This is a genomic window from Zunongwangia sp. HRR-M8 (genome assembly GCF_027594405.1).
GTDB lineage: Bacteria > Bacteroidota > Bacteroidia > Flavobacteriales > Flavobacteriaceae > Zunongwangia.
Genome location: NZ_CP115161.1, coordinates 3550049 through 3574946, shown reverse-complemented (window position 1 = coordinate 3574946; position 24898 = coordinate 3550049). Strand labels below are relative to the sequence as shown.

Sequence of the window (24898 nt, the reverse complement as noted above, 5' to 3'; positions counted from 1 at the left end):
AGCTAAAATAGGAAAAAAGATTTCATTTCCTAATTACTTACACCACCTATAGGGTTGTAACCTAAGTAAGTAGTTTGTTTTTCTTTAAAATTGATACCGTTTTGTTGAAGTTCTCTCAAAATCGGCTCGTAAACTTCCCTTGAAATTGGCAAATGCACACCAGGAGTAGTAATTTCTTTTTTTAAAATTTTTATTGTAGCAATACCAACAGGTAATCCAACTGTCTTCGCCATTGCTGTTTCTGTTTGATTTTTACCTATACAAACCATGGTAGCATCAATTTGTTTTTTCTTGCCTTTTATTTCGTAGCCAAGTTTATGGTACATTACCAACATGTCTTTATCTTCTGAGGCTAGTTTCCATTGCTCTTCAAGAATCTTCTGAAGCGCATGTGCTGGTGTAGCATTTTTTATTCCAATGGTTTTTTTAGGATTAAAGAGATCTATATCTAGTAATTTTTCCCACATGCTATCATCTTGATCTATTTTTAGGTTGTGTCTTAATTTTAGTTCGACCGAATCTGTAGGAGAATACGGTAAAAAAGAATTTACGAATTCTCTATAAGTCATGTCCTCCGAGTTTTCCATTGTAAAGCTATCATCGGTCATTCCTAATTGTACAAACATATTCCACGCTCTGCTAAAACCTACCCGGCGTATCGTACCGCGGTAAAGTGTTAGAACATCGTCCAGCCCGTAAGCTTTGCGATAATCTAAAGAGTTTCGATTAGCGTAAGCTTCAAATCGGCCATAATTTTCAATGTCTAAAAATTCTGTTCTTCTAAACAAGCGGTGATAAGGAATGTATTTGTACTTTCCTTCCTGAATAAATTCAGCAACACCACCTTGCCCGGCAACTACAACGTTACGCGGGTTCCAGGTAAATTTATAGTTCCACAAATTAGTATCATTTTCTGGAGCTATAAGTCCGCCACAAAAAGATTCAAACATTATTATTTTTCCACCATTATCTCTAATTCTATCAATTATATGCATGGCGCTCATATGATCTATTCCCGGGTCAACGCCAATTTCATTCATAAATATAAGTCCGGCCTTTTTCACTTGAACATCTAAAGCTTTCATCTCTGCGGTAATGTAAGATGCCGTTACTAGGTTCTTTTTCAATTTCAGACAGACTTTTGCAATTTTTATGTGAAATCTTGCTGGGAGCATAGAGATTACAATAGCTACAGGTGCGATATAAGTTTCGCAACTTTCAGCATTAAAAATATCAAAGCTAATAGCATGACAATTTTGGTGATTTTGGACTGCTTTTTTCGCAAGCGATAAATCTTTGTCTGCAACAAGAAGTGTAAAGTTTTCTTCAGAAGATTTTTCTGAAAGATATTTTATAAGAACAGCGGTAGATTTTCCCGCGCCAATTAACAGGATTTGTTGCATAATTCAACTAATTTTGTGTAATGTTAACTAAGATATTAAAACTTCTAGTATGACGCGCAGATTTTTAGTGACAGGAGGAATATTTGGACTTTTAGCCGTAATTCTTGGTGCCTTTGGAGCCCATGGATTGAAAAGCGTGCTTGATGTAGAAACGTTGAACTCGTTTGAAACCGGAGTTAAATATCAAATGTACCATGCACTTTTATTTCTTGCTTTGGCCAATCTTCATAAAATACAAAGTGCTGTTTTGTACTGGTTTTTTTGCGTAGGTGTTTTATTTTTTAGTGGATCTATTTATTTATTGAGCCTAGATCAGTTAGCTGGATTAGATCTTAGTAGCATCGCATTGATAACTCCCTTAGGAGGTGCTTTATTAATTGTTGGTTGGACACTTCTTATATTTAGAGCATTTAAGTTAAAATATCAGTAATTTATTTTATAAAATTAGGTCTTTTGTTGAAGATTCCTAAATTTGCTGTATAAGACATAAATAGACAAATTATGGATTTAAAAGGCATTATCACGAAAACGATTTCGTTAAATAGATATGGAATCGAAAATAGTAAAGCGAATTACCAATTATCACCTGAAGAACTTCAACAAATAACCATTGAGAATCAACAGGGAGAGGAAACTAGAAATGGTGTGCTTGCTATTAAAACAGGAAAGTTCACTGGGAGGTCGCCCAAAGATCGATTTATCGTTCAAGATGAAGTAACTAAAGATCGCGTTTGGTGGGGAGATATTAATATTCCTTTTGATGCGTCGAAATTCGATAAATTATATGATAAAGTAGCTAGTTACCTGTCTGGAAAAGAAGTCTTTGTTCGAGATGCTTATGCCTGCGCTGATAAGGGTTATAAATTAAACATTAGAGTTATAAACGAATATCCGTGGTCTAATATGTTTTCTTACAATATGTTTTTAAGACCTACGGAAGCAGAATTGCAAAATTTTAAGGAAGACTGGGTTATATTAAATGCTCCCGGTTTTAAAGCAAATCCTGAAGAAGACGGTACACGCCAGCCAAATTTCGCAATTTTGAATTTTAGTAAAAAAATTGCTTTAATAGGAGGGACTGGTTATACCGGAGAGATTAAAAAAGGTATTTTTTCAGCATTAAATCTTATTTTACCGGTCGATAGAAATACGCTGCCGATGCATTGCTCTGCAAACGTAGGGGAGGAAGGTGATACCGCGATATTTTTTGGATTATCCGGTACGGGAAAGACTACGCTTTCTGCCGATCCTAAACGGAAGTTAATAGGAGATGATGAGCATGGTTGGTCGCCAGATGATAAAATTTTTAACTTCGAAGGTGGTTGTTATGCAAAAGTTATTAATCTATCGAAAGAAAATGAAGCCGACATTTATAACGCGATAAAACCAGGTGCGATTTTAGAGAATATTGTTTTTAAAAATGGTGAAGTAGATTATACAGATACAAGCATCACTCAGAACACGCGTGTAAGTTATCCAATAGATCATATTCATAATATTCAGCAACCATCTATTGGGGAAAATCCTAAGAATATTTTCTTTTTAACTGCAGATGCCTTTGGTGTGCTACCACCAATAAGTAAGCTTAGCCCGGGACAAGCCGCCTATCATTTTATAAGCGGATATACCGCAAAAGTTGCAGGAACTGAAGAAGGTGTGCATGAGCCATTGCCCAGCTTTTCAGCTTGTTTTGGTGCACCTTTTATGCCGTTACATCCAACAAAATATGCTGAAATGCTAAGTCTAAAAATGAAAAAAGCGAAAGTAAATGTTTGGCTTGTTAATACGGGATGGACAGGCGGTCCTTACGGAACTGGAAAACGAATGAAATTAGGTTATACCCGAGCGATGATCGATGCGGCATTAGCAGGAAACTTTGAAGAAATTACTTTTGAAAAAGAAGAATATTTTGGTTTGAAAATTCCCAAGTATTGTCCAAATGTCCCATCTAATATTTTAAATCCCAAAAAAACCTGGAATGATCAAGAAGCTTACGATGCAAAGGCACAATATTTGGCCGATAGCTTTATAAAAAATTTCAAAAAATTTGAGGAGTATGCTGATTATGAAATTCTTTCAGGAGCTCCAGTAAATTATGAATGTAATTTTTAGTCGTTTTTAATTAGTTGCTTTTTTGAACAAAAAATCCGGTGTTTGATAGACAAAGCACCGGATTTTAATTTAATAGAAGGTAAGCCTTTATTTCTTATTCGCTTCTGCTATATATTTACTAAGAGCCATCGTCATAGATGGGGTTTCTGATGTTGGCGCTTTAATATTTACTGTTAAACCGTGGTCTTTAGCTGCTTTAATGGTGGTGTTTCCGAAAACAGCAATTCTTGTATTATTTTGTTTAAAGTCTGGAAAGTTTTCAAATAGAGATTTAATACCGCTAGGGCTAAAAAATACCAGAATATCATAAGTTACCTCACTAAGATGCGAAAGATCGCTTACTACCGTTTTGTAAAAAACTGCTTGTTTCCATTGTACACCTAATTTATCTAAAGTTTTAGGTATAATAGGTTTAAGCATGTCTGAAGATGGTAATAAAAACTTTTCGTTCTTATACTTTTTAATAAGAGGCGATAATTCTTCAAATGTACGTTTACCTACGTAAATTTTTCTTTTTCTATAAACCACATATTTTTGTAAATAGTAGGCTACTGCCTCACTAAGACAGAAATACTTAAGAGAATCTGGAACTTTAAATCTCATTTCCTCAGCTACTCTAAAAAAGTGATCTACGGCATTTCTGCTGGTTAAGATTATAGCGGTATGTTTAGAAAGATCTACTTTTTGCTGTCTAACTTCTTTTGAAGAAACACCTTCTACGTGTATAAAAGGAACGAAATCAACTTTAACCTTTTGTTTTTCCTCCAGTTCAAAATATGGAGAGTTTTCTATTTTAGGTTCTGGTTGAGAAACCAAAATTGTTTTCACTTTCATATATCAATTCTTTATCAGATCATTTGATAAACTACTATCAGTTTATATAAAATAAAATAAGGGGCAATTTCGAGAGCGCAAAGGTACAAAATAAAATAAAACCAGTTGTCTGTAATTAACCTTTGATATTGCTTAAAGATGTTAAATATTCCTGTTAAATTTGCTAGAAGTATAGCGCTACCCAAACCATAAACCCAAAAATCATTAATATTTACGGTGTAAATTAATAAAAGTGTTACCGGTAAAACTAGAAGGGCGATATAGTTTCTATAGCTTAATTTCTGAAATAGATAGAGGTCTATTGCCTGATCCATATCGAAAATGTTGGAAATAATTTTTTCAACTCCGAATTTTAAAAGTATAAAACACACATAAGCAGTAAGAATTCTAATATAAATGAGGGCAAAATCCTCAGTAGTAGGATTGTGGTAAAACTTGTAAACCCAAAAGATAAGCACCGATATTGAAAGCGCATTTACGCTGAATAGCAAAATGTTAAATCCATGAAAAGGATTGTTCTCTTTTCCTTTAAACAGCATAAATTTGTTGGAAGTGAGAATAGAAAGAAAATCGTTAAAACGCTGGTTATAAAGGTTTCTAACGATTACAATCATTACAAAGCAGATCAAGAATATGATAGTGATCCAATCTAAAGGTTCGGTGTAACGTTCTATAGTCTGCAATTTATTTTTTCTGCAAATTTAAAGCAATGTGATAAAAACTAAGCTTAAAAACAAAAGAAAGCAAAAGCATGGTTTAAAATCCCTACATTTGTGCAAAATTTGATAGAATGGTTCATGGGCTTATAATTATACCCACGTACAATGAAATTGAAAATATTGAGCGTCTGGTTAGAAATATTTTTTCTCAACCGCGCAAATTTCATATTTTGGTAGTAGATGATAGTTCACCAGATGGTACTGCAACCAGAGTAAGAACTTTACAAGCAGAGTTTCCTGAAGCACTTTTTTTAGAAGAGCGTAAAGAAAAAACAGGTTTGGGAACTGCTTACATACACGGGTTTAAATGGGCCTTGCAACGAGAATACGATTATATTTTCGAAATGGATGCCGATTTTTCCCATAATCCCAACGATCTTATACGTTTATATAATGCCTGCAAAAGAGAAGATGCAGATGTAGCAATAGGATCTAGGTATGTAACCGGAGTTAACGTAATTAACTGGCCAATGAATCGTGTATTAATGTCCTGGCTAGCGTCTAAATATGTTAGATTGATTACAGGGATGGACATTCATGATACCACTGCTGGTTATGTTTGTTATAAAAAAGAAGTTCTAAAACGTATAAATTTGGATAAAATTCAATTTGTAGGTTATGCGTTTCAAATAGAGATGAAATTTAAATCTCATCTATTTGGTTTTAAGATAACCGAAGTGCCGGTTATTTTTACAGATAGAACCAGAGGAACCTCTAAAATGAGCGGCTCTATTATTTATGAAGCTGTTTTTGGAGTAGTAAAAATGAAAGTAAAAAGTCTGTTTAACAGAAGATAATAGTGATGAAGAAAGTCCTGATAAAAAACGCCAAAATTGTAAATGAAGGCAAAATTACTGAAGGTGACGTTTTTATTGAAGATGGAATAATAGTAGAGATTGCTGAAACCATAAGTGCAAAGTCGCCAGATGTGCAGATCTTTGATGCGGAAGGAAGCCATCTTTTACCCGGGGTTATAGACGATCAGGTACATTTTAGAGAACCTGGTTTAACTCATAAAGAAGATATTGAGAACGGAAGTAAAGCAGCCGTTGCCGGTGGTATTACTTCTTTTATCGAGATGCCTAATACACTGCCACAAACTACTACAATAGACGAATTAGAGAAGAAATTTCAGTTAGCTGCTGAAAAATCTTATGCCAACTATTCATTTATGTTTGGGGGTACCAACGACAATTTAGAAGAAATTTTAAAAGTTGATCCTAAAAAGACAGCAGCCTTAAAATTATTTTTGGGATCGTCTACGGGAAATATGCTAGTGGACGATCAAAAGGTTTTAGAGGAAATATTTTCCAAATCACCATTAATGATTGCAGTTCACTGCGAAGATGAAGAAACCATACAGAATAATTTAAAGGAATGTATAGAGCGTTATGGTGATGATATTCCTATAGAACTTCATCCCAAAATACGAAGTGAAGAAGCATGTTATAAATCGTCTTCTAATGCCGTAAAATTAGCTAAAAAAACAGGGGCGAGATTACATGTTTTTCATGTTTCTACTGCTAAAGAATTAGCGCTTTTTAGCAATAAAAAACCTTTAAAGGATAAAAAGATCACTGCCGAGGTTTGTATCCACCATCTTTGGTTTAATGATAATGATTATCAAAAAAAGGGCACCTTTATTAAATGGAATCCTGCTGTGAAAACAGAAAACGATCAGGAAGCTTTAATGAAAGCGTTAAACGATGACAGGCTAGATGTTGTGGCCACAGATCATGCCCCACATACTAAACAGGAAAAACAAAATCCATACACCAAAGCTCCAAGTGGAGGTCCTTTGGTGCAGCATGCATTACCAGCAATGCTTCAGTTTTATCATCAGGAAAAAATATCTTTAGAGAAGATTGTCGAAAAGATGTGCCATAACCCAGCAATCCTCTTTAATATTAAAGATCGTGGATATATTCGCGAAGGTTATAAAGCAGATTTAGTTCTTGTAGATCTTAATGCACCATGGCAGGTAAAATCTGATAATATACTTTATAAATGCGGATGGTCTCCTTTTGAAGGAGTGACTTTTAAATCTAGGATTACCCATACTTTTGTAAACGGAAAACTGGTGTACAAGAATTTTAAGCATCAGCCTTTTGCAAATGTGGCACAGCAATTGGAGTTCGATAGGTAATGAGATTCTTAAAAAACAGCCTTATTTTTCTAATTTTTATTGGTTTTTCCTGCCAGGACGTAAAGCATTTGAGTAAACCCGATAATCTTATTCCCATGGATAAGATGGTTGATATTCTTACTGAAATTGTTTTGGTGAATTCTGCACGAAATTATAATAAGATTAAGCTGGAGCAGACCGGCTTAAAACCTGATAAGTATATCTATGAAAAATTTTCCATAGATAGTGTGCAGTTTCAGAAAAGCAACGCTTATTATTCTGAAAATTATAATGACTATGTAGGTATTTTTGATAGGGTAAAGGATACTTTAGATGCCCTTAAAGAGCATTATAACAAATTAGAAGAACAGGAAAAGGTCGTTAAGGACTCTATTAAGGAGACAAAATTAGATATAGAATCGCCTGAAATGGAAGATACAATCGAATCTATTAAAGAGGATAAAAGAACTTCAGTACAAAAAGCGGATAGCTTAAAGTTGGCGAAGTACAATAGATTATTTATAGGCGTTTTAGAATTTATTTAGCCTTGTCTTTAAGGAAGTACTTTCCGGTTTCCTTAATTACTTCTTCGATTGGCGTGAATTTAAAATTTAATTCTTTTTTTATTTTCTTGTTATCATATACAGATTTTTCGAAAATTCCGGAAATATCACTTCTAGTAATATTTTGATTATATCCAAAAACAGAAGCTATTTTCTGAAAAAACCATCCCAAAGAGATCATCCATTTTTTTAGAGGTTTTGTTGGTTTGGGTTTGTTGATGCTTTCCGTAGTTATATCAAAAATCGTTTTAAAGCTAAGATTTTCAGCAACTAAAATGAATCTTTCATTGAAAACCTCAGAAGTCATTAATTTGATCATCACATCAACAACGTCTTTTACGCCTACAAAGCCAGTCACTTTGGGGAAATGATAGTTTAAGCCGTTTTGAATGCGACTAAAAATTTGCCCACTTCCTTTTTTCCAAAATCCCGGACCAATAATCACCCCAGGGTTTACTATAATTACCTTTACGCCTTCCTGGGAAGCTCGCCATACTTCAATTTCAGCACCATATTTAGATATCGCGTAATCGCTATTGTTTGTTTCAGGATTCCAATTTGTTATTTCTGTAGTAGGTTCCGAAGAAATTACTGGTTTTCCCAAACTGGCGATGCTACTTACATAACAAAGCTTATCTATGCTGTTGGCGATGCATAGATTTACGATATTTGCTGTTCCTTCGATATTAATTTTTCGTAGGTCTTTCTCATCTTTAGGATTAAACGAGACCAGAGCTGCACAGTGATAAACCTGGGTCACATCTTTAAAAACCTCATTTAATTGAGGAATATTAGTGATTTCAGCAATCACCCATTCGATTTTTTTGAAATATCGTTCTGCTTCTTCCCTCGTGTGGTAGTACGAAAATACCTCTAGCGTTTTATGTAAGTCGCTTGTCACACGATGGATTGCTCTTATATGTTGCCGCTCTTCTGCTAATTTTAAAAGCAAATGCGCTCCAACTAGACCAGTGCCTCCTGTTACTAAAATCATGCTGTAAATATAATTAAAGCACTTAGGAAAAATAATAGTAAATGGTATCTTTACAGCTGTTTTAAGAACAAATTGTTAATTATGAACAAAAATTTTGTTGAAGAGCTTACCTGGCGCGGTATGATTCACGATGTGATGCCGGGAACAGAGGATCATCTAAACGAAGAAATGCGCGCTGCTTATGTTGGGATCGACCCAACAGCAGATTCTTTACATATTGGTCACTTGGTAGGAGTTATGATGTTGCGTCATTTTCAATTAGCGGGACATAAACCTTATGCTTTGGTTGGTGGTGCTACTGGAATGATTGGTGATCCTTCGGGAAAGTCGGCAGAACGTAATTTGTTAGATGAAGCGACTTTAAGACATAACGAAAATTCGATTAAAGAACAGCTTTCAAGATTTTTAAATTTTGAAGGAGCAGAAGAGAACACTGCAGTTTTGGTGAATAACTACGACTGGATGAAGGAATTTTCTTTTCTTGGCTTTATTCGAGATGTTGGGAAGCACATAAGTGTGAACTACATGATGGCCAAAGACTCGGTTAAAAAGCGTTTATCTTCAGATGCTTCAGAAGGGATGTCTTTTACTGAATTTACTTATCAATTAGTGCAAGGTTATGATTTTCTACATTTGTTTAGAGAACATCAATGTACTTTGCAAATGGGAGGTAGCGACCAGTGGGGGAATATCACAACCGGTACAGAGATGATTCGTCGAATTGGCGAAGGCAAAGGATACGCACTAACCTGCCCATTAATTACTAAAGCAGACGGTACAAAATTTGGAAAGACTGAAGGTGGAAATATTTGGCTGGATGCCAATAGAACTTCGCCTTATAAATTTTACCAATATTGGTTAAATACCAGTGATGCGGATGCTGAAAAATATATCAAAATCTTTACATTTTTGAGTAAAGAGGAGATTTCTGAGATAATTGCAAAACATCAGGAAGCGCCTCATTTAAGAGAACTTCAAAAAGTTTTAGCGAAGGAAGTTACCGTGATGGTACACTCTGAAGAAGATTATAACAATGCCGTAAAAGCTTCTGAAGTTTTATTTGGAAAAAGCACTGCAGAAGATCTAAAATCTTTAAATGAAGCAACTTTTTTAGATGTATTTGAAGGAGTGCCACAAGCTGAAGTTTCTAGAGCAGATGTTGAAGAAGGTTTGGATATGATTGGAGCACTTTCTGCTAAAACCGATTTTTTGAAATCTAACGGAGAAGCCAGAAGAGCTTTAAAAGAAAACTCGGTTTCCGTAAACAAAGAAAAGGTAAAAGAAGATTACAAGATCACCAATAATGATCTTATCAATAATAAATATGTTATTCTCAATAAAGGTAAAAAGAATACCTACATTTTGGTTGTAGTATAAATTATAAACCTAAATATGATTATAAAAAAGCCCCTTTTGAATTTTCAGAAGGGGCTTTTCAACTAACTAACCAATCTAATATGAAAAATTTTATTTGCGAAAACCTATGATTACCACAATCATATATTTTGCTGAAGATAAGTCGTAATTAGAGTTGTAAACTTACAATTAGTTTTAAAAATATTTGATTATAAAACCATTAGGTTGCAACCACGAATATCGCTATTGTCAAAACGCCCCAATATTTCTATCGTTCCATCTTTATTTATTTTTCCCAAATCCTGAGTAGCAATAAACGAGCAAGAATTAATATTCGCAAGATCGATTACATTTATTCCTCCGGTTTTTCCCGATTTTACTGTCGTTAAAGCATCTTCAGGATCTCTAATAATAAGATCCATCCAAGGCGGGCATTCAAACACGCCATTTCCTTTAGAATAAGCCTGTGAAAGTAACTCGGTCATACCATACTCGCTATGTATAGACGAAACACCAAAACCTTTGGCAAGTATGGTGTGCAGTTCTTCTCTAATCATTTCTTTACGCCTACCTTTCATTCCGCCAGTTTCCATTACAATGGTATTTTTAAGCTCAAATTGGTGGTTTTCTACAAGATCCAACAAAGCAAAAGAAACACCAATTAAAAGCGTTTTTTCGCCTTTTTTATCGAGCTCGATAAGCTTGTATTTTAGTTCTTCGAGATTGTGTAAATAGAAGCCGCTTTCTTTTTTTTGACTTTTCTGAATAAGATGCTCGGCCATGTAGATAAGCGAAGAGCCTTCGCGTTCTAAGTAAGATGGTAAAAGTGCTAAAATAGTGATGTCTTCTGCAGCACCATAAAATTGCTGAAATGCTTTTTCGAAACTTTGTTCGTAGATATCCAAATCTGTAACCAAATGCTTACTGGTTTTATTTCCAGTAGTTCCGCTGCTGGTAAAAGTGATCTCTATTGGTTTATTTTCTGAAAGTATGCGGTGACTCTTAAAAAACTCGATAGGTAGAAAAGGAATATCCTCTAATTGCTGAACGTTGTTTGGAGTCTTATGTAAGTGATTGCAGAAATCCTGATAGGTTTTGTTATTCTTATATTGAAATTCGAAGATTTCGAGGCTTATTTTTTTAAAATCAGTTTTAGACTGAATATCAAAAATTTTGCTTTTCTGCATTGTCTGCAATTTTTAAGCAAAGTTAGAAAGAATAAAAAATAAAGGAATAATTAATCGCAAGAATAAAGTTTATCTGCCTCTTGGGGAAGAGCGTCGTGGGCCGAAGCCTCTCCTCTTCATTTAACAATAAGCTTGCGCGTGGCAATCTCGTTCTTTTCTTTGATTTTTACGATGTAAATGCCAGCATCTAAAGAAGAAATGTCAAGCTCTTTACCGATAAGTTTAGTTTTCTTGATGGCTTTTCCCAGAACGTTGTAAATTTCGATTTCTTTTTCAAGATTCTTCGTGCTGGTAATATAAACTTTGTCCCCAGAAACCGGATTTGGATACATACTAAGACCATCAATTGTCTCTTCAGTCCTTTTATTAAGGCGTAGATCATTTTCCTGAGCAGCTGCAGGAGCAGCTATCAGTAAAAATAGAACCATGATAAGACTGTAGAGATATTTTTGTTTCATTCTTTCTTAGTCGGTTATTGCAAACTTACAACAAATATTGAAAAAGTTTATCTAAAATTTGCATAATTAAAAGAGATGTATTTATGTTTATTTTAAGAAGTAAAAATGGTAACAAAAAACGGCTGCAACTTGCAGCCGTTTTTTATATTATTATTGGCAATAATTTAGTCTTCAGATTCAGCAGAATCTAAAGAAGGGAACGTGTATCCAGTCCATGCAAAAACTGAAGTATCAGCTCCTGTGTTTCCTGCTTCTACAGTAATATTTGTAGCACCCGCATCTTTAATTGCTGTAGCATCTATACCTCCTAAAGCAGTTACATTAATAGAAGTTTCGCTAGATCCGTTTCCACTATTATCAGTAAGGTCAATAAAATCAGACGCAGTTCCTGCATTTTCGTCTTCTGCTGCAAAAATGGCCACTACCGCATTAGTTATTGTAGCGTTACTTCCTCTTCTAATTTTAATCATATCTGCCATGTTAATAGTAGACTGGTGGTAAAGAGTAAGTCCGTCGATAGTAGGGTTCGATCTTGGTGAAGCGTCATTGTTGCCTTGATTACTATCAGCTTCAATACCTCTAGGATCCTCAGTTACATCATTAAATCCAAATTCTCTGATTCCATAAAAGTTTTTACCGTTTCCAGTCCAACCTTCGGTCCAATCAAACCAATCATCTTTTGCGTTAACTACTAGCGCATTTGTTACGTCTACAGTACCGCCAAACCATTCGATACCATCGTCATCACCGTATCTTACCATGATGTTGCTTATTGAAGTTTCACTACCTACACCGTAAAAAGTGAAACCGTTAAATTCTTGCTGTCCACCTATTCTTGCTCCAGTGTATTCTAAAATCATGTAGTCTATGATTCCAGAGTTATCTTCATCGTTGTCACCTCCATAAGTTACTTCAGCAACTTCAGTTGTAGCAACATCTCCAGAATTAATTTGGGCGTATCCAGCTAATATAAGCCCTCCCCAGTCTCCAGAACGCGGATTCTCTGCTGCTGAAGTAATCGTGATAGGTTCTTCAGCTGTGCCCTGCGCATCTATTTTTGCACCCTGTAGAATTACCATATAAACTTCGGTACCTCCTGCTTGAGCTTTTATAGTAACACCAGGCTCTATGGTTAATGTAACGCCATCTACTACTCTCAAGGCTCCTGTGAGCATCCATTCAGTATCAGCAGTAATAGTTACATCAGCACGCACCTCACCTTTTAGATCTTCAGGATCTAAATCTGGATCATCTTGAGAGTCAATTACATCATCTTTTTCTTCTACGGCAACACCATCGTCATCTGTTACTGGGTTGTTGTCATCGTCACTAGAACAGCTAGTTAATAATAGCGCTAGTGCAAAAAACGCATAAAATAATTTTAATTTTTTCATAAGTGTTTAATTTAATAATTGGATTATATAAAAGTGTTTAGATTACATGTTTAGTTATAAACTGTAGCTAAGTCCCAACGAAAACACAATTCCTTTGTTAAAATTGTTAATTACGTTCGTTCCGCCATTGATGTCATCCTGAGTTAATTGAAATTCCGGATCCAAAATATTTTGAACTTTGGCGCTAACACCCCAATGCTGAGAGATAGTTCCTTTAGCGATAAAGTCTAATGTTGGAATACCAGTCTCAACAATATTACCTTGTTCCTGTACCCCTAAAGAGTAAATACGATCACTAAAATAGTTTAGAACAACAGATGACATTAAGTTGAAGTTAGTACTATCGTAGTTGTAAGTAAGATCTGTATTAAGAACCCAAGGAGATGCTCCTTCTAATTCATCTTCACTATTTGTGAAATTGGTGTTGCGATTAGTAAGATCTTGTCTAGAATATAGATAGGATGTGTTTAATCCAAATGCCAATTCGTGTTTTCTGTTCTCACTAGATTCAAGATTGAAAATCGTTTTACGAACTTCTAATTCGGCTCCAGCAACGTCTGCTTCAGCACCTGAGTTGATGTAAGAAAGTTGATTAGCTGCAGAGTTAACTTGTACTCTGTTTATTGGGTTTTTAATTTTTTTGTAAAATCCGGTTATAGAAATAATTTGATTTCCTCCAAAATAAAATTCATATTTAAGATCAAGATTATAGTTGTCTGAAGCTTCTAAGTCTGGATTACCATAGCTTGAAAAGTTTACATTTTCATAGACAAATGGAGCAACTTCTTTAAACTGCGGGAAGGTATATGTTTTACTTCCGGTAAGTCTAAGAATACTATTTTTAGTAAAGCTGTATTTTCCAGTAAAACTTGGCAGCAAATACGTATTTTCTATAGTTGAGGGATCGGTGTTGCGGTTGTTTTCACTGCTTGATAAGTTCGTATCCCAGTTTACATATTGTTTAATATGTTCCAACCGTACACCTGCATTTACTGTAAATGCTTCGTTAAACTGATAAAAAGCACTTGCAAAGCCAGCATGTATGTCTTTTTCTCCTTCGTAGAAGAATGGATCTAAAGGATTAAAATCGTCACCAAAACCACTATTAGTTACTAGTCTAAAAGTGCCGTCAGATAAGTTTTGCTGATTAAATACAGCATCTGGATTTGAACGATCTATAACTACTGGAGAGCCGAAATCATGATTGAATTGTAAGAAATCAAATCTTCTGTCTGTATTTCTATAATCGTAACCTAAATTAATTTTTCCTTTTGGTTGCTCCTCATCACCCATTTCTCCATAAGCATAAGATGCATTTAGGTGTCCCACGATTTCATCTTCTTCTAATTCTGAAAAGAATCGTAAATTATAGGCAGGTGTGCCTACGGCGACGCGGTAATTGTCATTAGTTTGGTTATAAACAAAAGTATTCTGTCTACGATCAGGTTCATTTGCTCTTGTCATGTTGTAACCTACACTAGCTTGTAAACTAATCCTTTCGGTTAAGGCAAATTCACTTAGCAACTGATTAACGAATACCGTATTGTCATTAACCTGCTGTCTTTTTATATAGGCAGAATCGTCTGTTTCCTCAGATATATTTGCAGACTGGCCAAAATAGTTTCCTACACTTTGGGTATTATTATGGATATACAAAGAATTGAAACTTAAATTATTTTCTCCAAAGCCATAATCTACATTCGCCATCAAAATCTGAGAAACATTATATTGATATTTCTGAAAATCGAGATCACGAAGCGGTAATCCCTGTGCATTGATTTCTTTTGTATTTCCTTCGTTGTAGCTGTATTTACTGTCGAAAGATCCTATTAATAGAGTTTTTAAGCTATTTTCTCCAATGTTAAATTTTTTCCCTAGTTGGAAATTTGCATTCAGATTAACTTGAGAATTTTGCCTGTTTGGAGCAAAAGAGTTTTCGAAGCTATAATTGTCTAAACTGCTTATTGGGCTATCTGAAGATAAACCGTACCCAAACCAGGATGCTCCATCCACAGTTTCAAAGTCTTCGCTTACTGCACGGGTATTGATTCCCGATCCAATTCCTACCTGTATCGTTTCTTTGCCGTATAATTCTTTTGAAATGATATCAATATTTGCTCCAGCAAAATCTCCATACAAAGAACTTTGGAATGTTTTATTTATTCCAACACTGTTAATAATATTGCTGTCAAAAAAATCTAAAGCGACGTTTTTGTATTCTGGATCTTCAGAAGGAAGAGGTAATCCATTAAGAGTGGTAGAGTTGTAACGGTCACCAAGACCTCTTACAAAGACATTTTTAACTCCTTCTTGTTTACTTACACCAGCCATCTTTGTTAAAGCGCCTTGGGCATCACCAACACCTTTTCTCGCTAATTCCTGTGCGCTAATGTTTTCGATCATTTCAATGGCACCCTTTTGCTCTAATAATAGAGCAACTTCACTATCTCTTCTAGAGACAGTTGTAATAACAACTTCATCTAAAGAAGCAGCACTGGCGCCTAAATCTGTATTTATTTCTGTAACTTTATCTGCAACAACCTGTACGTTTGGTATCTCTAAGGTCTCGTAACCTACAAAGCTAAAAACCACAGTGTAAGTGCCGGGCTCTAATTTGTTTAGAACATACAAACCGTCATAGTCTGATGTTGTTCCTTTAGAAGTTCCTTTAATTGTTACGTTGGCAAACGCTAATGGTTCACCGTTCATCTCACGGTCGGTAAGTTTCCCTGCGATCGAACCTGTTGTTTCTTGAGCATTTACTACGATAGTAAGTAAAAATGCAATGAGTACTAAAAATTTATTCATCCCTTTGTTTGATTCTTGAGTGCAAATTAAAGGGGGGTATGTAAAGCTTGTGTTAACGGCAAATTAACGCTTTGTCATTTTAGTGTTATGTAAAGGTTACTAAATAAATGCTTAAATTGTAGGTTGAAATTAATAATTACATTTACCCCGTATTTGTTAAAATCTATACAATAAAATGAAGAAAAAAGACATCCGTATCCTTCTAGTAGACGATGAGCCAGATATTCTTGAAATCGTAGGCTATAACCTTTCAGCTGAAGGATATCAGGTAATTACAGCCGATAATGGCGCAGATGCGGTAAAAGTGGCAAAAAAGAAAACTCCGCATCTTATTATATTAGATGTAATGATGCCGGGTATGGATGGTATTGAAGCTTGTGAGCAAATGAGAAAAATCCCTGAGTTAGACGAAACAATCATAACTTTTCTAACGGCCAGGGGTGAGGATTATTCTCAAATGGCAGGTTTTGATGCCGGAGCAGATGATTATATTACTAAACCAATAAAGCCAAAAGTTTTAATTAGTAAAGTGAAAGCTTTATTAAGAAGGTTTAGAGATGAAGAAGCAACTTCTAACATTGTAAAGGTTGGGGAGATTGTTATTAATAGAGATGAATATAAAGTAGTGAGAAATAAAGAGGAGATGATTTTGCCTCGTAAAGAATTTGAATTACTTTCATTATTAGCTTCCAAACCGGGTAAGGTTTTTAAAAGAGAAGATATTTTAGACAAAGTTTGGGGTAACGAAGTTGTTGTAGGAGGACGTACTATAGATGTTCATATTCGTAAATTAAGGGAAAAAATTGGAGACGACAGCTTTAAAACCGTAAAAGGCGTTGGTTATAAGTTCGTAGTTTAATGGCAAAAAAATTTAAGAAGTCCTACACATTCGCAATAAAGACCTCTTTATATCTAACTTTATTTTTAAGCGGTCTCTGGGCTGCTTTTTCTTATTTATCAGGCAATTTTCATTGGTGGGCTTTACTTGGTTTTGCTGCCGTTTGCTATACCTTTTCGTTTTTTATAACGCAGTATCGTGTAGAGAATTTTATTTATAAAAGGATTAAGAAAATATACGATGATGTTTCCTTGCTGGATTCTTCAACCTTAAGGCCTAATCAGGTGACTACAGATATGGCTTCGCTTACCAGAGAGGTAGAGAAATTTGCTGAACATAAAAAACTTGAGATCGAGACTTTAAAGGTGCGTGAGAATTACCGTAAGGAATTTATGGGAAATGTTTCTCACGAGTTAAAGACACCACTTTTTACCGTACAGGGATATATTTTAACTTTATTGGACGGGGCAATGAAAGATAAAACGGTGCGAAAAAAGTATCTGCAACGTGCCAGTAAAGGAGTTGAACGTCTAATCTATATTGTAAAAGATCTTGATATGATCACCAAATTAGAAACTGGTGATTTACACCTTTATATTGAGGACTTTAATATCGTAGAGCTTATCCAAAATACTTTTGATCTCCTAGAGATGAAAGCGGCCAAGAAAAATATCACGCTTACATTTGATATGCCGTATCGCGAAGCCATTTTCGTGAGGGCCGATAAGGAGAGAATTCAGCAGATAATTACGAATCTCGTTGTGAACTCAGTTAAATACGGTAAAGAAGGCGGTACAACAGAAATTAGTATAGAAAACCTGATTAAAAATAAAGTGATTGTACGGGTAACAGATAATGGTGAAGGAATAGAAAAAGAAAATATTCCTCGTTTATTTGAGCGTTTTTATCGCGTAGATAAAAGTGGTTCTCGAAAAGAAGGAGGTTCTGGTTTAGGCTTATCTATTGTAAAACATATTATAGAAGCACACCAGGAAAAAATTTATGTAGAAAGTGTTTTTGGTGTAGGAAGTGAATTTTCATTTACGCTCGAAAAGAGTAAAGAGATCCCGAAAAGAGTGATCGAAACGGATGCTGCTAAATCCTGAAAATTCTTCTAAATCATTCAATTTTTCCAAAGTGAAATCTTGCTGAGTGCAGAATGGAGCAACTCCTAGCTTATAAAGTCTTTCAGCAAGATATTCCTGCTCGTATTGTCCCGGTGTAGGGATAAAGAAAGCCTTTGCTTCAATACTATTTAAATCCATGATAGTTGTATATCCAGATCTTGCAATTATATATTTGCAACTGTTAAGGGCTTGCTGTAGAACAGCTCCATAAAGATGGTTTCTTATATTAATATTGGTGTTTTTTACACTAATTTCTTCCGAAGAAAAAACGCCTCTTACAAATAGAATTTTCTCCTCACTATCTTTAAAAGTGTTTAATAATTTCTTCTCTAAAAAAGTTCGTTGAGGTTCTGGACCAGAGAGAATAATCAAAAAATCATATATTTTAGGCCAGGAGCGTTTTTCAATTCGGCTTAGAGGTCCAATATATTTTATAGCTGAATTTTCTTTTTTTAAATGCCCCAAAATACCGCTTAGGTTTTTGCTTCCGGGATAATCGGGAACCCAGCATTCGTCGAATTTTTCGATATAATTTTGCTGAATTTTACTACTAAAAGATGTGGTGTTGCCAGAGAGTACATTTAATTGATGTGTTACAAAGACGCTTTTTAAATTTTTGTGCCGTACACCCCAACGATTATCTGAAATTATTCCAATAATCTGATAATCCTTAATTATTTGCTTAGTTATTTTTTTTTCAGCCTTTATTGTTCTTAAAATATGTGGACTGTCAAAAAGTAATTTCCATTTCAAATTTGAGGGATCCTCGGTATATTTAATATTATAAGAAGGCAAACTTAAGCAGGTAATATGTGGAAACTCTTTTTGCAGTAATTTTAGCGCATCACCATCGGATGCTAGGATAGGTTCGTAATCATTTTTTAATAATGCTTTAATTATAGGAACGCATCTTGCGGCGTGGCCAAGTCCCCAATTTAAAGCAGCAACTAAAATTCTTCCCTTTTGCATATAGCAAATATATACTTACGCAGAAAACAGCATCTTTTTCCCGATTAAAAAAACATCATCAAAGCTTTAAATAAGCTCTATCGATTTTAAGCAATTTAGTTTTACACTGGAAATCTTCAATTGTAACTATGGCTTTGCTGAAAACTCAAATAATATTCTATAAATTTGTCGAAACTCAATTTTTAACTGTGGGAAGTAAGAATAAATTAAAGCGTTTTAAAGAGAACGAGGTGTTTTCTAATGTAATTCAGCCTAAAAGAGAAGATTTAACCGATGCTCAGTTTGAATATAAAGGAAAATGGGCCAGTGATTTTTTCAAGAATGATAAGCCTATAGTATTAGAATTGGGTTGTGGTAAGGGTGAATATAGCGTTGGTCTTGCAGAAGCATATCCCGATAAAAATTTTATTGGTATAGATATTAAAGGGGCTCGATTTTGGCGAGGTGCGAAAACAGCTTTAGAAGACGGATTGGAGAATGTTGGGTTTTTAAGAACTCAAATAGAACTTATCGATCATGCTTTTGCAGAGAATGAAGTTAGTGAAATCTGGATTACCTTTCCTGATCCTCAGATTAAATATAAAAGGACAAAGCATCGTTTAACGAATGCAGAATTTCTACAGAAATATAAAAAAATTCTCAAGCCAAATGGCGAAGTGAATTTAAAAACAGATAGTGAATTTATGCATGGCTATACTTTGGGGTTGCTTCATGGGGCAGGCCACGAGGTAATTTATGCAAATCACCATGTTTATAAGAATGAAGGTGCGCCAAAAGAGGTGACAGATATCCAAACTTTCTACGAAAAACAGTATCTTGAAAAAGGAAAACCCATTACATATATTAAATTCAGAATAAAATAAAAGGTTTTTGGAAGAAGCAAGGATTTTTCTTATCGTATATTTTGCAGCTCTTTTTGGAGTTTTACCGCCCGGTCTCGTGAATATGACTGTGGCGAAAACCTGTATAGAGCGTGGTAAGAAAAATGGAATGCTGGTTGCTATTGGTGCTTCGATAGTGATTTTAATTCAGGCATTTGTAGCCGTTCTTTTAGCAAAATATATATTCGATCATCCTTTTGTTCAGCGCGTAATGCTTAGAGCTGCTTTAGTAATCTTTATTATTTTAGGAGTTTATTTCTTTATTCAGGCAAAAAATAAAAAGGGTGCTCCCTCTCATTCCAAGAAAAAAAATAAAAACAGTTTGTATAAAGGTATGTTGATAGCAGCCCTTAATATTTTTCCCATTCCTTATTTTTGCGCTATCGCCGGTGGTTTTAATGTTGGGGTTGGTGTAAGTTATAATTGGTTTAAAATTATAGCATTTGCAGCAGCAGCATCTCTGGGTAGTTTTACGAGCCTATATTTATATGTGCTTTCTTTTATTAAAATTGAAAATAAAGCAGAGAAATTCGCTAAATATTCAAACTACTTTATGGCCGGTTTGATGCTTATTCTAGTAATTGTGACGATTTTTAGGATCTATAATTCATGAGTTCTAATTCCGGTTTTTTCGAAAAAGTTTACAAAGTTGCATCTCAAATCCCAGAAGGTCGTGTGACCTCTTACGGTGCTATAGCTAAATATTTGGGAGCGGCTAAAAGTGCAAGGATGGTTGGTTGGGCGATGAATGCTTCAAAAGATAGAGATGAGGTTCCCGCCCATCGTGTAGTTAATAGAAATGGCGTGCTAACTGGTAAAATTCATTTTGGAGGTACAAATGCCATGCAACAGCTTTTGGAGGCAGAAGGCGTAGAGGTGAAAGATCTTAAGATTGTAAATTTCGAATCTATTTTTTGGGATCCAATGAAAGCGCTTTTTAAGGAAGATAAGTAGCTAATAATTGTAAGGTTTTACATACTTATCATACTGAATTTATGAATATACCAATTTAGAAAAACTGAATTGGTTTTGTAAATATTAGGGTAGATCAATTCTATATAAATGCTTCGTGTTCTTAGCATTTCAAGCTATATTTGCATTTAGAATCGGTCTAATTAGAGGATATTCTTACTAAAAAATTTTATGAAATTAGATAGAAAAGAAATCATAAGTGCATTAGAAACTATCAGTATCGCCGGAGAAGGCAAAAATATTGTAGATAGTGGTGCATTACAAAATGTAATGACCTTTGGTGACGAGGTTGTTGTGGATCTGGTGTTAAGTTCTCCCGCTTTACATATTAAAAAGCGTGCTGAAGTTGATGTGATGAAAACTATTCACGAAAAGGTCTACGAAAAAGCCAAGGTTAAGGTAAATATTAAAGTTGAAACTCCCGAGCCTGAAAAAAAAGCTCCTGAAATAAAAGGAAAAGCAATTCCTGGGATAAAGAATGTAGTTGCTATAGCTTCTGGAAAAGGTGGGGTTGGTAAATCTACCGTAACTGCTAATTTAGCAGTCACTTTGGCAAAAATGGGCTTTAAAGTAGGAGTTCTAGATGCAGATATCTATGGTCCTTCGGTGCCAATCATGTTTGATGTAGCTGCAGAAAGACCACTATCGGTTACTGTAGATGGTAAATCTAAAATGAAGCCGGTAGAGAACTATGGTGTTAAAATTCTTTCCATAGGATTTTTTACTAAACCTAGCCAGGCTGTAATTTGGAGAGGACCAATGGCAGCAAAGGCATTGAATCAAATGATTTTCGATGCAGCATGGGGAGAATTAGATTTTCTATTGGTAGATCTTCCTCCGGGAACAGGAGATATTCATCTTTCCATAATGCAATCTCTTCCAATTACGGGATCTGTTGTGGTAAGTACACCGCAAAATGTGGCTTTAGCTGATGCGAGAAAGGGAGTAGCAATGTTTCAGCAGGAAAGTATAAATGTACCGGTGCTGGGTATTGTAGAAAATATGGCGTATTTTACTCCGCAAGAATTGCCAGAAAATAAATATTATATTTTTGGTGAACAGGGAGCTAAAAACCTTTCCGAAGATTTGCAAATACCATTTTTAGGAGAAATTCCATTGGTTCAAAGTCTTAGAGAATCTGGAGATATAGGTCGTCCTGCTGCACTTCAGGAAGATACCCCCTTAGAAGAATCTTTTAAGGAGTTAACCCGAAATATGGTGCAAGAAACGGTAAAAAGAAATAAAAGCTTACCTCCAACCGAGGCGATTAAGATCACCACAATGGCTGGATGTAGTGCGGTTAAAACTAAGTAAATGACGAGCGAAGAAGTAAAACTTAATGTAGAAAAGGCACTGGCCGAAATCCGTCCTTTCCTAGAAAGCGATGGCGGAGATATATCTTTGGTTGCGATTGAAGACGACCGCCTTGTAAAAGTACAGTTAGAGGGTGCTTGCGTAGGTTGCTCTGTAAATCAAATGACTTTAAAATCTGGCGTAGAAATGACTATTAAAAAGTATGTGCCACAGATAGAAGAAGTAATAAATATCCAGAAGTAGACTTTCGAATTAACCCAAACAACATGATTAAAACAGATATGATTATTGTTGGTGCCGGGCCAACTGGACTTTTTACTGTTTTTGAAGCAGGATTGCTAAAATTGAAATGCCATCTAATCGATGCATTGCCGCAACCTGGTGGTCAATGTTCAGAGATTTATCCTAAAAAGCCTATTTATGATATTCCAGGTTTTCCAGAGGTTCTTGCTGGTGATCTTGTGAATAATCTGATGGAGCAAATAAAATCTTTTGAACCAGGTTTTACCTTGGGAGAGCGAGCAGAAACTATCGATAAACAAGAAGACGGAAGTTTTATTGTTACTACAAATAAAGGAACAAAGCATCATGCGCCCGTAGTTGTTATTGCCGGAGGCTTGGGTAGCTTTGAGCCGAGAAAACCGCCTATTCCTTCAATAAATGAGTTTGAAGATAAGGGAGTGGCTTATATGATTAAGGAACCTGAAATTTATCGCGATAAGAAAGTGGTTATAGCAGGTGGTGGAGATTCAGCACTAGATTGGGCTATTTATCTTGCCGATATTGCTTCAGAAGTTTCTTTAGTTCATCGCCGACAAGAATTTAGAGGTGCTCTAGATTCTGTAGAAAAAGTTGAAGAACTCTCTAAAATTGGAAAAATAAAAATGATAACCAATGCAGAGGTTGTAGATCTAAAGGGTAAGGACAATCTTGAAGCTGTGGTTATTCGGCACAAGGATACAGCTCTGGGTGAAGAAATTAAAGAAGTAGATAATTTTATTCCTTTATTTGGACTGTCTCCAAAACTTGGGCCTATTGGCGATTGGGGATTAGAGATCGAAAAAAATGCGATTAAAGTAAATAATTCTTACGATTATCAAACCAATATTCCCGGGGTATATGCCATTGGGGATGTAAATACTTATCCTGGTAAATTAAAGCTTATTTTATGTGGTTTTCATGAGGCAGCAATTATGTGCCAAAGTGCCTACCAACGTATTTTTCCGGATAAAAAGTACGTGATGAAATATACCACCGTTAGTGGTGTTAATGGCTTTGATGGAAGTAAGAAAGAGGCAAAAAAAGAAGTAGTTAAAAGTATAAGTTAATAGTACAAGCGAAGTGTTAGCTTCAAAAAATAAAGAAATGTCTGATATAAAGATTACCATCATCGACAGAGAAGGAGAGGCTCATACGGTAGATGCCCCTACAGATATGAATATGAATTTAATGGAAGTGATTCGTTCTTACGAGTTGGCGCCAGAAGGAACTATTGGTATCTGCGGAGGAATGGCTATGTGTGCATCCTGCCAATGCTATGTTATGAATTTAGAGCATATGTTGCCCGAACAAAGTTTCGAAGAAGAAGATATGTTAGACCAGGCATTTTTTGTTGAAGATAACAGCCGATTAAGTTGTCAAATTCCAATTACAGAAGACTTGGATGGCCTTGAAGTTAAATTAGCTCCAGAGTCTACTTAATTAATTCTATCTGAAAATATATAACAATAAAGCCGATGGGAAACCAATCGGCTTTATTGTTATAATTGTACTATTTCTTTTTCTATTCCATCCCATAACTCTATGCGAGCATCTAAAGCTTGCTTGGCCACAGTTTCTACTTCTTCCCATTTTTTGCCGTCGAAGGCGCATAAATGCTCAATCATTTCAAAAGCCATCGGCCCGTGTTCATCGTCATCCAATTCTATATGGCGATCAAAATAATATTTAAAAAGCTCCAAATCCTTTTCTGGAAAATTCTGTTGAATATTGCTGATTATAGAAGTGAACATTCCGGGAATTAGTCCTTCTCTTCCAAAGGTGAAAGCTGCGGCGATTTTGTGGGGTTTTCCTTCAGAAATTAACTCAAAAGTAAATTTTAGAAACTGTTTAATGCTCCAAGGTAGCTCACTGGTAGCGATAATTAAATAGATATCTGTACCATGGATTACCTGATTTATAAATTTGTAAATCTTTGTAGTATCTGCACCGGCTTTTTGCATGGCGTCAATATACATTTCGTAGTGACTTTGGTGCTTTCCGTAGAAATTAATATCGGTTTCCTCGGCAAGTACAATTTCGTTAATTAAATAGCGTGTTTCAGGATTTCCTACGGGAAACCATGGATTAGTGGTTTTTGTTAAACTTTGCTGTAAAGCTTTAAGTAAAGACATAAAATCCCATACTGCAAAAACATGATGTTCCATAAAGATCTGCAATTCTTTAGGGGAAGTGATCTTTGAATATAGCGAGTGATTTAGTAAAGTTTTTACCTTAGGCTTTAAAACTTTATTGATGTCTTTAATCATGGTTAAGCTTAAATTTCCCACAAAAATACTAGCTAGGTTCGGATTTTAAAATAATAACAGTCTTTTTAAATAATCTTAGTATCGATTTTCATTAAATCTCTTTAAATTCGTTGCTATTATGATTGGCTTCCTGCATTTAAATATTATTGTTTTTTACTCAGAAAAATCTAAGGATTTTCTTAGAGTAGAAGGTGTTGTGCCGAAAAAGGAAATGAAGCTAAAAAAGAAGTGTTGCGAGAAATATAAAAAGGGCAATCGTTGTAAACGCTGCCCTTGCTTCGATCTTTTATAAAAAATTAAAATCCATTAAATACTA

25 protein-coding genes are annotated in these 24898 nt (G+C 35.1%); 15 read left to right on the top strand and 10 right to left on the bottom strand.

The window, feature by feature from the left end; translation table 11 throughout:
* Window positions 1–29 precede the first annotated feature (29 nt).
* Entirely contained in the window at window positions 30–1403 is a 1374-nt protein-coding gene (locus PBT89_RS15500) for a saccharopine dehydrogenase family protein (RefSeq protein ID WP_270062629.1), read from the bottom strand.
* 49 nt (window positions 1404–1452) lie between these two features.
* On the opposite strand from PBT89_RS15500, the gene PBT89_RS15495 reads away from it, so the two are divergent.
* A complete protein-coding gene (locus tag PBT89_RS15495; protein ID WP_270062628.1) occupies window positions 1453–1833 on the top strand; it encodes a DUF423 domain-containing protein in 381 nt (126 codons plus the stop codon).
* 71 nt (window positions 1834–1904) lie between these two features.
* The gene (pckA, locus tag PBT89_RS15490; protein ID WP_270062627.1) at window positions 1905–3515 is read left to right on the top strand and encodes a phosphoenolpyruvate carboxykinase (ATP); all 1611 of its coding nucleotides are present in this window, start codon (window positions 1905–1907) and stop codon (window positions 3513–3515) included.
* 87 nt (window positions 3516–3602) lie between these two features.
* Here the strand turns inward: pckA and PBT89_RS15485 are convergent, their stop codons facing one another.
* On the bottom strand, window positions 3603–4349 hold the full coding sequence (locus PBT89_RS15485) for a uroporphyrinogen-III synthase (RefSeq protein WP_270060018.1): 747 nt from the start codon (window positions 4347–4349) through the stop codon (window positions 3603–3605).
* 14 nt (window positions 4350–4363) lie between these two features.
* Window positions 4364–5032, bottom strand: a complete 669-nt coding sequence (locus PBT89_RS15480) for a DUF4271 domain-containing protein (RefSeq protein WP_270062626.1) — start codon at window positions 5030–5032, stop codon at window positions 4364–4366.
* 107 nt (window positions 5033–5139) lie between these two features.
* On the opposite strand from PBT89_RS15480, the gene PBT89_RS15475 reads away from it, so the two are divergent.
* From PBT89_RS15475 to PBT89_RS15465, 3 genes are read left to right on the top strand one after another with little or no spacing between them, the layout of a single operon-like run.
* Window positions 5140–5865: a polyprenol monophosphomannose synthase gene (locus PBT89_RS15475; protein WP_270062625.1), complete on the top strand. Its 726-nt coding sequence runs from the start codon at window positions 5140–5142 to the stop codon at window positions 5863–5865.
* 5 nt (window positions 5866–5870) lie between these two features.
* Complete coding sequence (locus PBT89_RS15470) at window positions 5871–7214, top strand: dihydroorotase (RefSeq protein WP_270062624.1); 1344 nt, start codon at window positions 5871–5873, stop codon at window positions 7212–7214.
* Complete coding sequence (locus PBT89_RS15465; RefSeq protein WP_270062623.1) at window positions 7214–7738, top strand: DUF4296 domain-containing protein; 525 nt, start codon at window positions 7214–7216, stop codon at window positions 7736–7738. The genes PBT89_RS15470 and PBT89_RS15465 overlap by 1 nt, the downstream gene beginning before the upstream one ends.
* On the opposite strand, the gene PBT89_RS15460 is transcribed toward PBT89_RS15465, so the two are convergent.
* On the bottom strand, window positions 7731–8750 hold the full coding sequence (locus PBT89_RS15460) for an NAD-dependent epimerase/dehydratase family protein (protein WP_270062622.1): 1020 nt from the start codon (window positions 8748–8750) through the stop codon (window positions 7731–7733). The two genes, PBT89_RS15465 and PBT89_RS15460, sit on opposite strands and share 8 nt — an antisense overlap.
* An 81-nt stretch (window positions 8751–8831) precedes the next feature.
* Between PBT89_RS15460 and tyrS the strand changes: the two genes are divergently transcribed.
* Window positions 8832–10127, top strand: a complete 1296-nt coding sequence (tyrS, locus tag PBT89_RS15455; RefSeq protein ID WP_270062621.1) for a tyrosine--tRNA ligase — start codon at window positions 8832–8834, stop codon at window positions 10125–10127.
* Window positions 10128–10315: 188 nt separating this feature from the next.
* Here the strand turns inward: tyrS and PBT89_RS15450 are convergent, their stop codons facing one another.
* The 4 genes from PBT89_RS15450 to PBT89_RS15435 all read right to left on the bottom strand — a co-directional run bounded on the left by PBT89_RS15450 (window position 10316) and on the right by PBT89_RS15435 (window position 15953).
* Entirely contained in the window at window positions 10316–11293 is a 978-nt protein-coding gene (locus tag PBT89_RS15450; protein ID WP_270062620.1) for a LuxE/PaaK family acyltransferase, read from the bottom strand.
* Window positions 11294–11409: 116 nt separating this feature from the next.
* Entirely contained in the window at window positions 11410–11751 is a 342-nt protein-coding gene (locus tag PBT89_RS15445; RefSeq protein WP_270060025.1) for a T9SS type A sorting domain-containing protein, read from the bottom strand.
* A gap of 164 nt (window positions 11752–11915) precedes the next feature.
* On the bottom strand, window positions 11916–13145 hold the full coding sequence (locus PBT89_RS15440; protein ID WP_270062619.1) for a hypothetical protein: 1230 nt from the start codon (window positions 13143–13145) through the stop codon (window positions 11916–11918).
* A 54-nt stretch (window positions 13146–13199) separates the two neighbouring features.
* On the bottom strand, window positions 13200–15953 hold the full coding sequence (locus PBT89_RS15435; protein WP_270062618.1) for a TonB-dependent receptor: 2754 nt from the start codon (window positions 15951–15953) through the stop codon (window positions 13200–13202).
* A gap of 175 nt (window positions 15954–16128) precedes the next feature.
* On the opposite strand from PBT89_RS15435, the gene PBT89_RS15430 reads away from it, so the two are divergent.
* Together PBT89_RS15430 and PBT89_RS15425 are read left to right on the top strand one after the other, a co-directional pair.
* Entirely contained in the window at window positions 16129–16812 is a 684-nt protein-coding gene (locus PBT89_RS15430; RefSeq protein ID WP_270060028.1) for a response regulator transcription factor, read from the top strand.
* On the top strand, window positions 16812–17897 hold the full coding sequence (locus PBT89_RS15425; protein WP_270062617.1) for a sensor histidine kinase: 1086 nt from the start codon (window positions 16812–16814) through the stop codon (window positions 17895–17897). The genes PBT89_RS15430 and PBT89_RS15425 overlap by 1 nt, the downstream gene beginning before the upstream one ends.
* On the opposite strand, the gene PBT89_RS15420 is transcribed toward PBT89_RS15425, so the two are convergent.
* Complete coding sequence (locus PBT89_RS15420) at window positions 17829–18887, bottom strand: glycosyltransferase (protein ID WP_270062616.1); 1059 nt, start codon at window positions 18885–18887, stop codon at window positions 17829–17831. The genes PBT89_RS15425 and PBT89_RS15420 overlap by 69 nt on opposite strands.
* A gap of 188 nt (window positions 18888–19075) precedes the next feature.
* Between PBT89_RS15420 and trmB the strand changes: the two genes are divergently transcribed.
* The 7 genes from trmB to PBT89_RS15385 all read left to right on the top strand — a co-directional run bounded on the left by trmB (window position 19076) and on the right by PBT89_RS15385 (window position 23755).
* A complete protein-coding gene (gene trmB / locus PBT89_RS15415) occupies window positions 19076–19750 on the top strand; it encodes a tRNA (guanosine(46)-N7)-methyltransferase TrmB (RefSeq protein WP_270064278.1) in 675 nt (224 codons plus the stop codon).
* A gap of 7 nt (window positions 19751–19757) precedes the next feature.
* Entirely contained in the window at window positions 19758–20381 is a 624-nt protein-coding gene (locus tag PBT89_RS15410) for a LysE family translocator (protein WP_270062615.1), read from the top strand.
* The gene (locus PBT89_RS15405; RefSeq protein ID WP_270062614.1) at window positions 20378–20722 is read left to right on the top strand and encodes an MGMT family protein; all 345 of its coding nucleotides are present in this window, start codon (window positions 20378–20380) and stop codon (window positions 20720–20722) included. Before PBT89_RS15410 ends, PBT89_RS15405 begins: the two co-directional genes overlap by 4 nt.
* A gap of 189 nt (window positions 20723–20911) precedes the next feature.
* Window positions 20912–22054: an Mrp/NBP35 family ATP-binding protein gene (locus PBT89_RS15400; protein ID WP_270062613.1), complete on the top strand. Its 1143-nt coding sequence runs from the start codon at window positions 20912–20914 to the stop codon at window positions 22052–22054.
* Window positions 22055–22297 (top strand): NifU family protein, encoded by a 243-nt coding sequence (locus tag PBT89_RS15395; RefSeq protein WP_084842358.1) that lies wholly within the window; start codon window positions 22055–22057, stop codon window positions 22295–22297.
* A 23-nt stretch (window positions 22298–22320) separates the two neighbouring features.
* A complete protein-coding gene (locus PBT89_RS15390) occupies window positions 22321–23382 on the top strand; it encodes an NAD(P)/FAD-dependent oxidoreductase (RefSeq protein ID WP_270062612.1) in 1062 nt (353 codons plus the stop codon).
* Window positions 23383–23419: 37 nt separating this feature from the next.
* Window positions 23420–23755, top strand: coding sequence for a 2Fe-2S iron-sulfur cluster-binding protein (locus tag PBT89_RS15385; protein WP_270062611.1), 336 nt, complete (start codon window positions 23420–23422; stop codon window positions 23753–23755).
* Between the two features lie 59 nt (window positions 23756–23814).
* Here the strand turns inward: PBT89_RS15385 and PBT89_RS15380 are convergent, their stop codons facing one another.
* Window positions 23815–24582: a DUF3050 domain-containing protein gene (locus PBT89_RS15380; protein WP_270064277.1), complete on the bottom strand. Its 768-nt coding sequence runs from the start codon at window positions 24580–24582 to the stop codon at window positions 23815–23817.
* Window positions 24583–24898 lie beyond the last annotated feature (316 nt).

What these genes read in the sequence shown, in the direction of transcription:
- PBT89_RS15500 (WP_270062629.1), bottom strand. Translation starts at nt 1,403, where the DNA reads ATGCAACAAATCCTGTTAATTGGCGCGGGAAAATCTACCGCTGTTCTT.
- PBT89_RS15495 (WP_270062628.1), top strand. Translation starts at nt 1,453, where the DNA reads ATGACGCGCAGATTTTTAGTGACAGGAGGAATATTTGGACTTTTAGCC.
- pckA (WP_270062627.1), top strand. Translation starts at nt 1,905, where the DNA reads ATGGATTTAAAAGGCATTATCACGAAAACGATTTCGTTAAATAGATAT.
- PBT89_RS15485 (WP_270060018.1), bottom strand. Translation starts at nt 4,349, where the DNA reads ATGAAAGTGAAAACAATTTTGGTTTCTCAACCAGAACCTAAAATAGAA.
- PBT89_RS15475 (WP_270062625.1), top strand. Translation starts at nt 5,140, where the DNA reads ATGGTTCATGGGCTTATAATTATACCCACGTACAATGAAATTGAAAAT.
- PBT89_RS15470 (WP_270062624.1), top strand. Translation starts at nt 5,871, where the DNA reads ATGAAGAAAGTCCTGATAAAAAACGCCAAAATTGTAAATGAAGGCAAA.
- PBT89_RS15465 (WP_270062623.1), top strand. Translation starts at nt 7,214, where the DNA reads ATGAGATTCTTAAAAAACAGCCTTATTTTTCTAATTTTTATTGGTTTT.
- PBT89_RS15460 (WP_270062622.1), bottom strand. Translation starts at nt 8,750, where the DNA reads ATGATTTTAGTAACAGGAGGCACTGGTCTAGTTGGAGCGCATTTGCTT.
- tyrS (WP_270062621.1), top strand. Translation starts at nt 8,832, where the DNA reads ATGAACAAAAATTTTGTTGAAGAGCTTACCTGGCGCGGTATGATTCAC.
- PBT89_RS15450 (WP_270062620.1), bottom strand. Translation starts at nt 11,293, where the DNA reads ATGCAGAAAAGCAAAATTTTTGATATTCAGTCTAAAACTGATTTTAAA.
- PBT89_RS15445 (WP_270060025.1), bottom strand. Translation starts at nt 11,751, where the DNA reads ATGAAACAAAAATATCTCTACAGTCTTATCATGGTTCTATTTTTACTG.
- PBT89_RS15440 (WP_270062619.1), bottom strand. Translation starts at nt 13,145, where the DNA reads ATGAAAAAATTAAAATTATTTTATGCGTTTTTTGCACTAGCGCTATTA.
- PBT89_RS15435 (WP_270062618.1), bottom strand. Translation starts at nt 15,953, where the DNA reads ATGAATAAATTTTTAGTACTCATTGCATTTTTACTTACTATCGTAGTA.
- PBT89_RS15430 (WP_270060028.1), top strand. Translation starts at nt 16,129, where the DNA reads ATGAAGAAAAAAGACATCCGTATCCTTCTAGTAGACGATGAGCCAGAT.
- PBT89_RS15425 (WP_270062617.1), top strand. Translation starts at nt 16,812, where the DNA reads ATGGCAAAAAAATTTAAGAAGTCCTACACATTCGCAATAAAGACCTCT.
- PBT89_RS15420 (WP_270062616.1), bottom strand. Translation starts at nt 18,887, where the DNA reads ATGCAAAAGGGAAGAATTTTAGTTGCTGCTTTAAATTGGGGACTTGGC.
- PBT89_RS15405 (WP_270062614.1), top strand. Translation starts at nt 20,378, where the DNA reads ATGAGTTCTAATTCCGGTTTTTTCGAAAAAGTTTACAAAGTTGCATCT.
- PBT89_RS15400 (WP_270062613.1), top strand. Translation starts at nt 20,912, where the DNA reads ATGAAATTAGATAGAAAAGAAATCATAAGTGCATTAGAAACTATCAGT.
- PBT89_RS15395 (WP_084842358.1), top strand. Translation starts at nt 22,055, where the DNA reads ATGACGAGCGAAGAAGTAAAACTTAATGTAGAAAAGGCACTGGCCGAA.
- PBT89_RS15390 (WP_270062612.1), top strand. Translation starts at nt 22,321, where the DNA reads ATGATTAAAACAGATATGATTATTGTTGGTGCCGGGCCAACTGGACTT.
- PBT89_RS15385 (WP_270062611.1), top strand. Translation starts at nt 23,420, where the DNA reads ATGTCTGATATAAAGATTACCATCATCGACAGAGAAGGAGAGGCTCAT.
- PBT89_RS15380 (WP_270064277.1), bottom strand. Translation starts at nt 24,582, where the DNA reads ATGATTAAAGACATCAATAAAGTTTTAAAGCCTAAGGTAAAAACTTTA.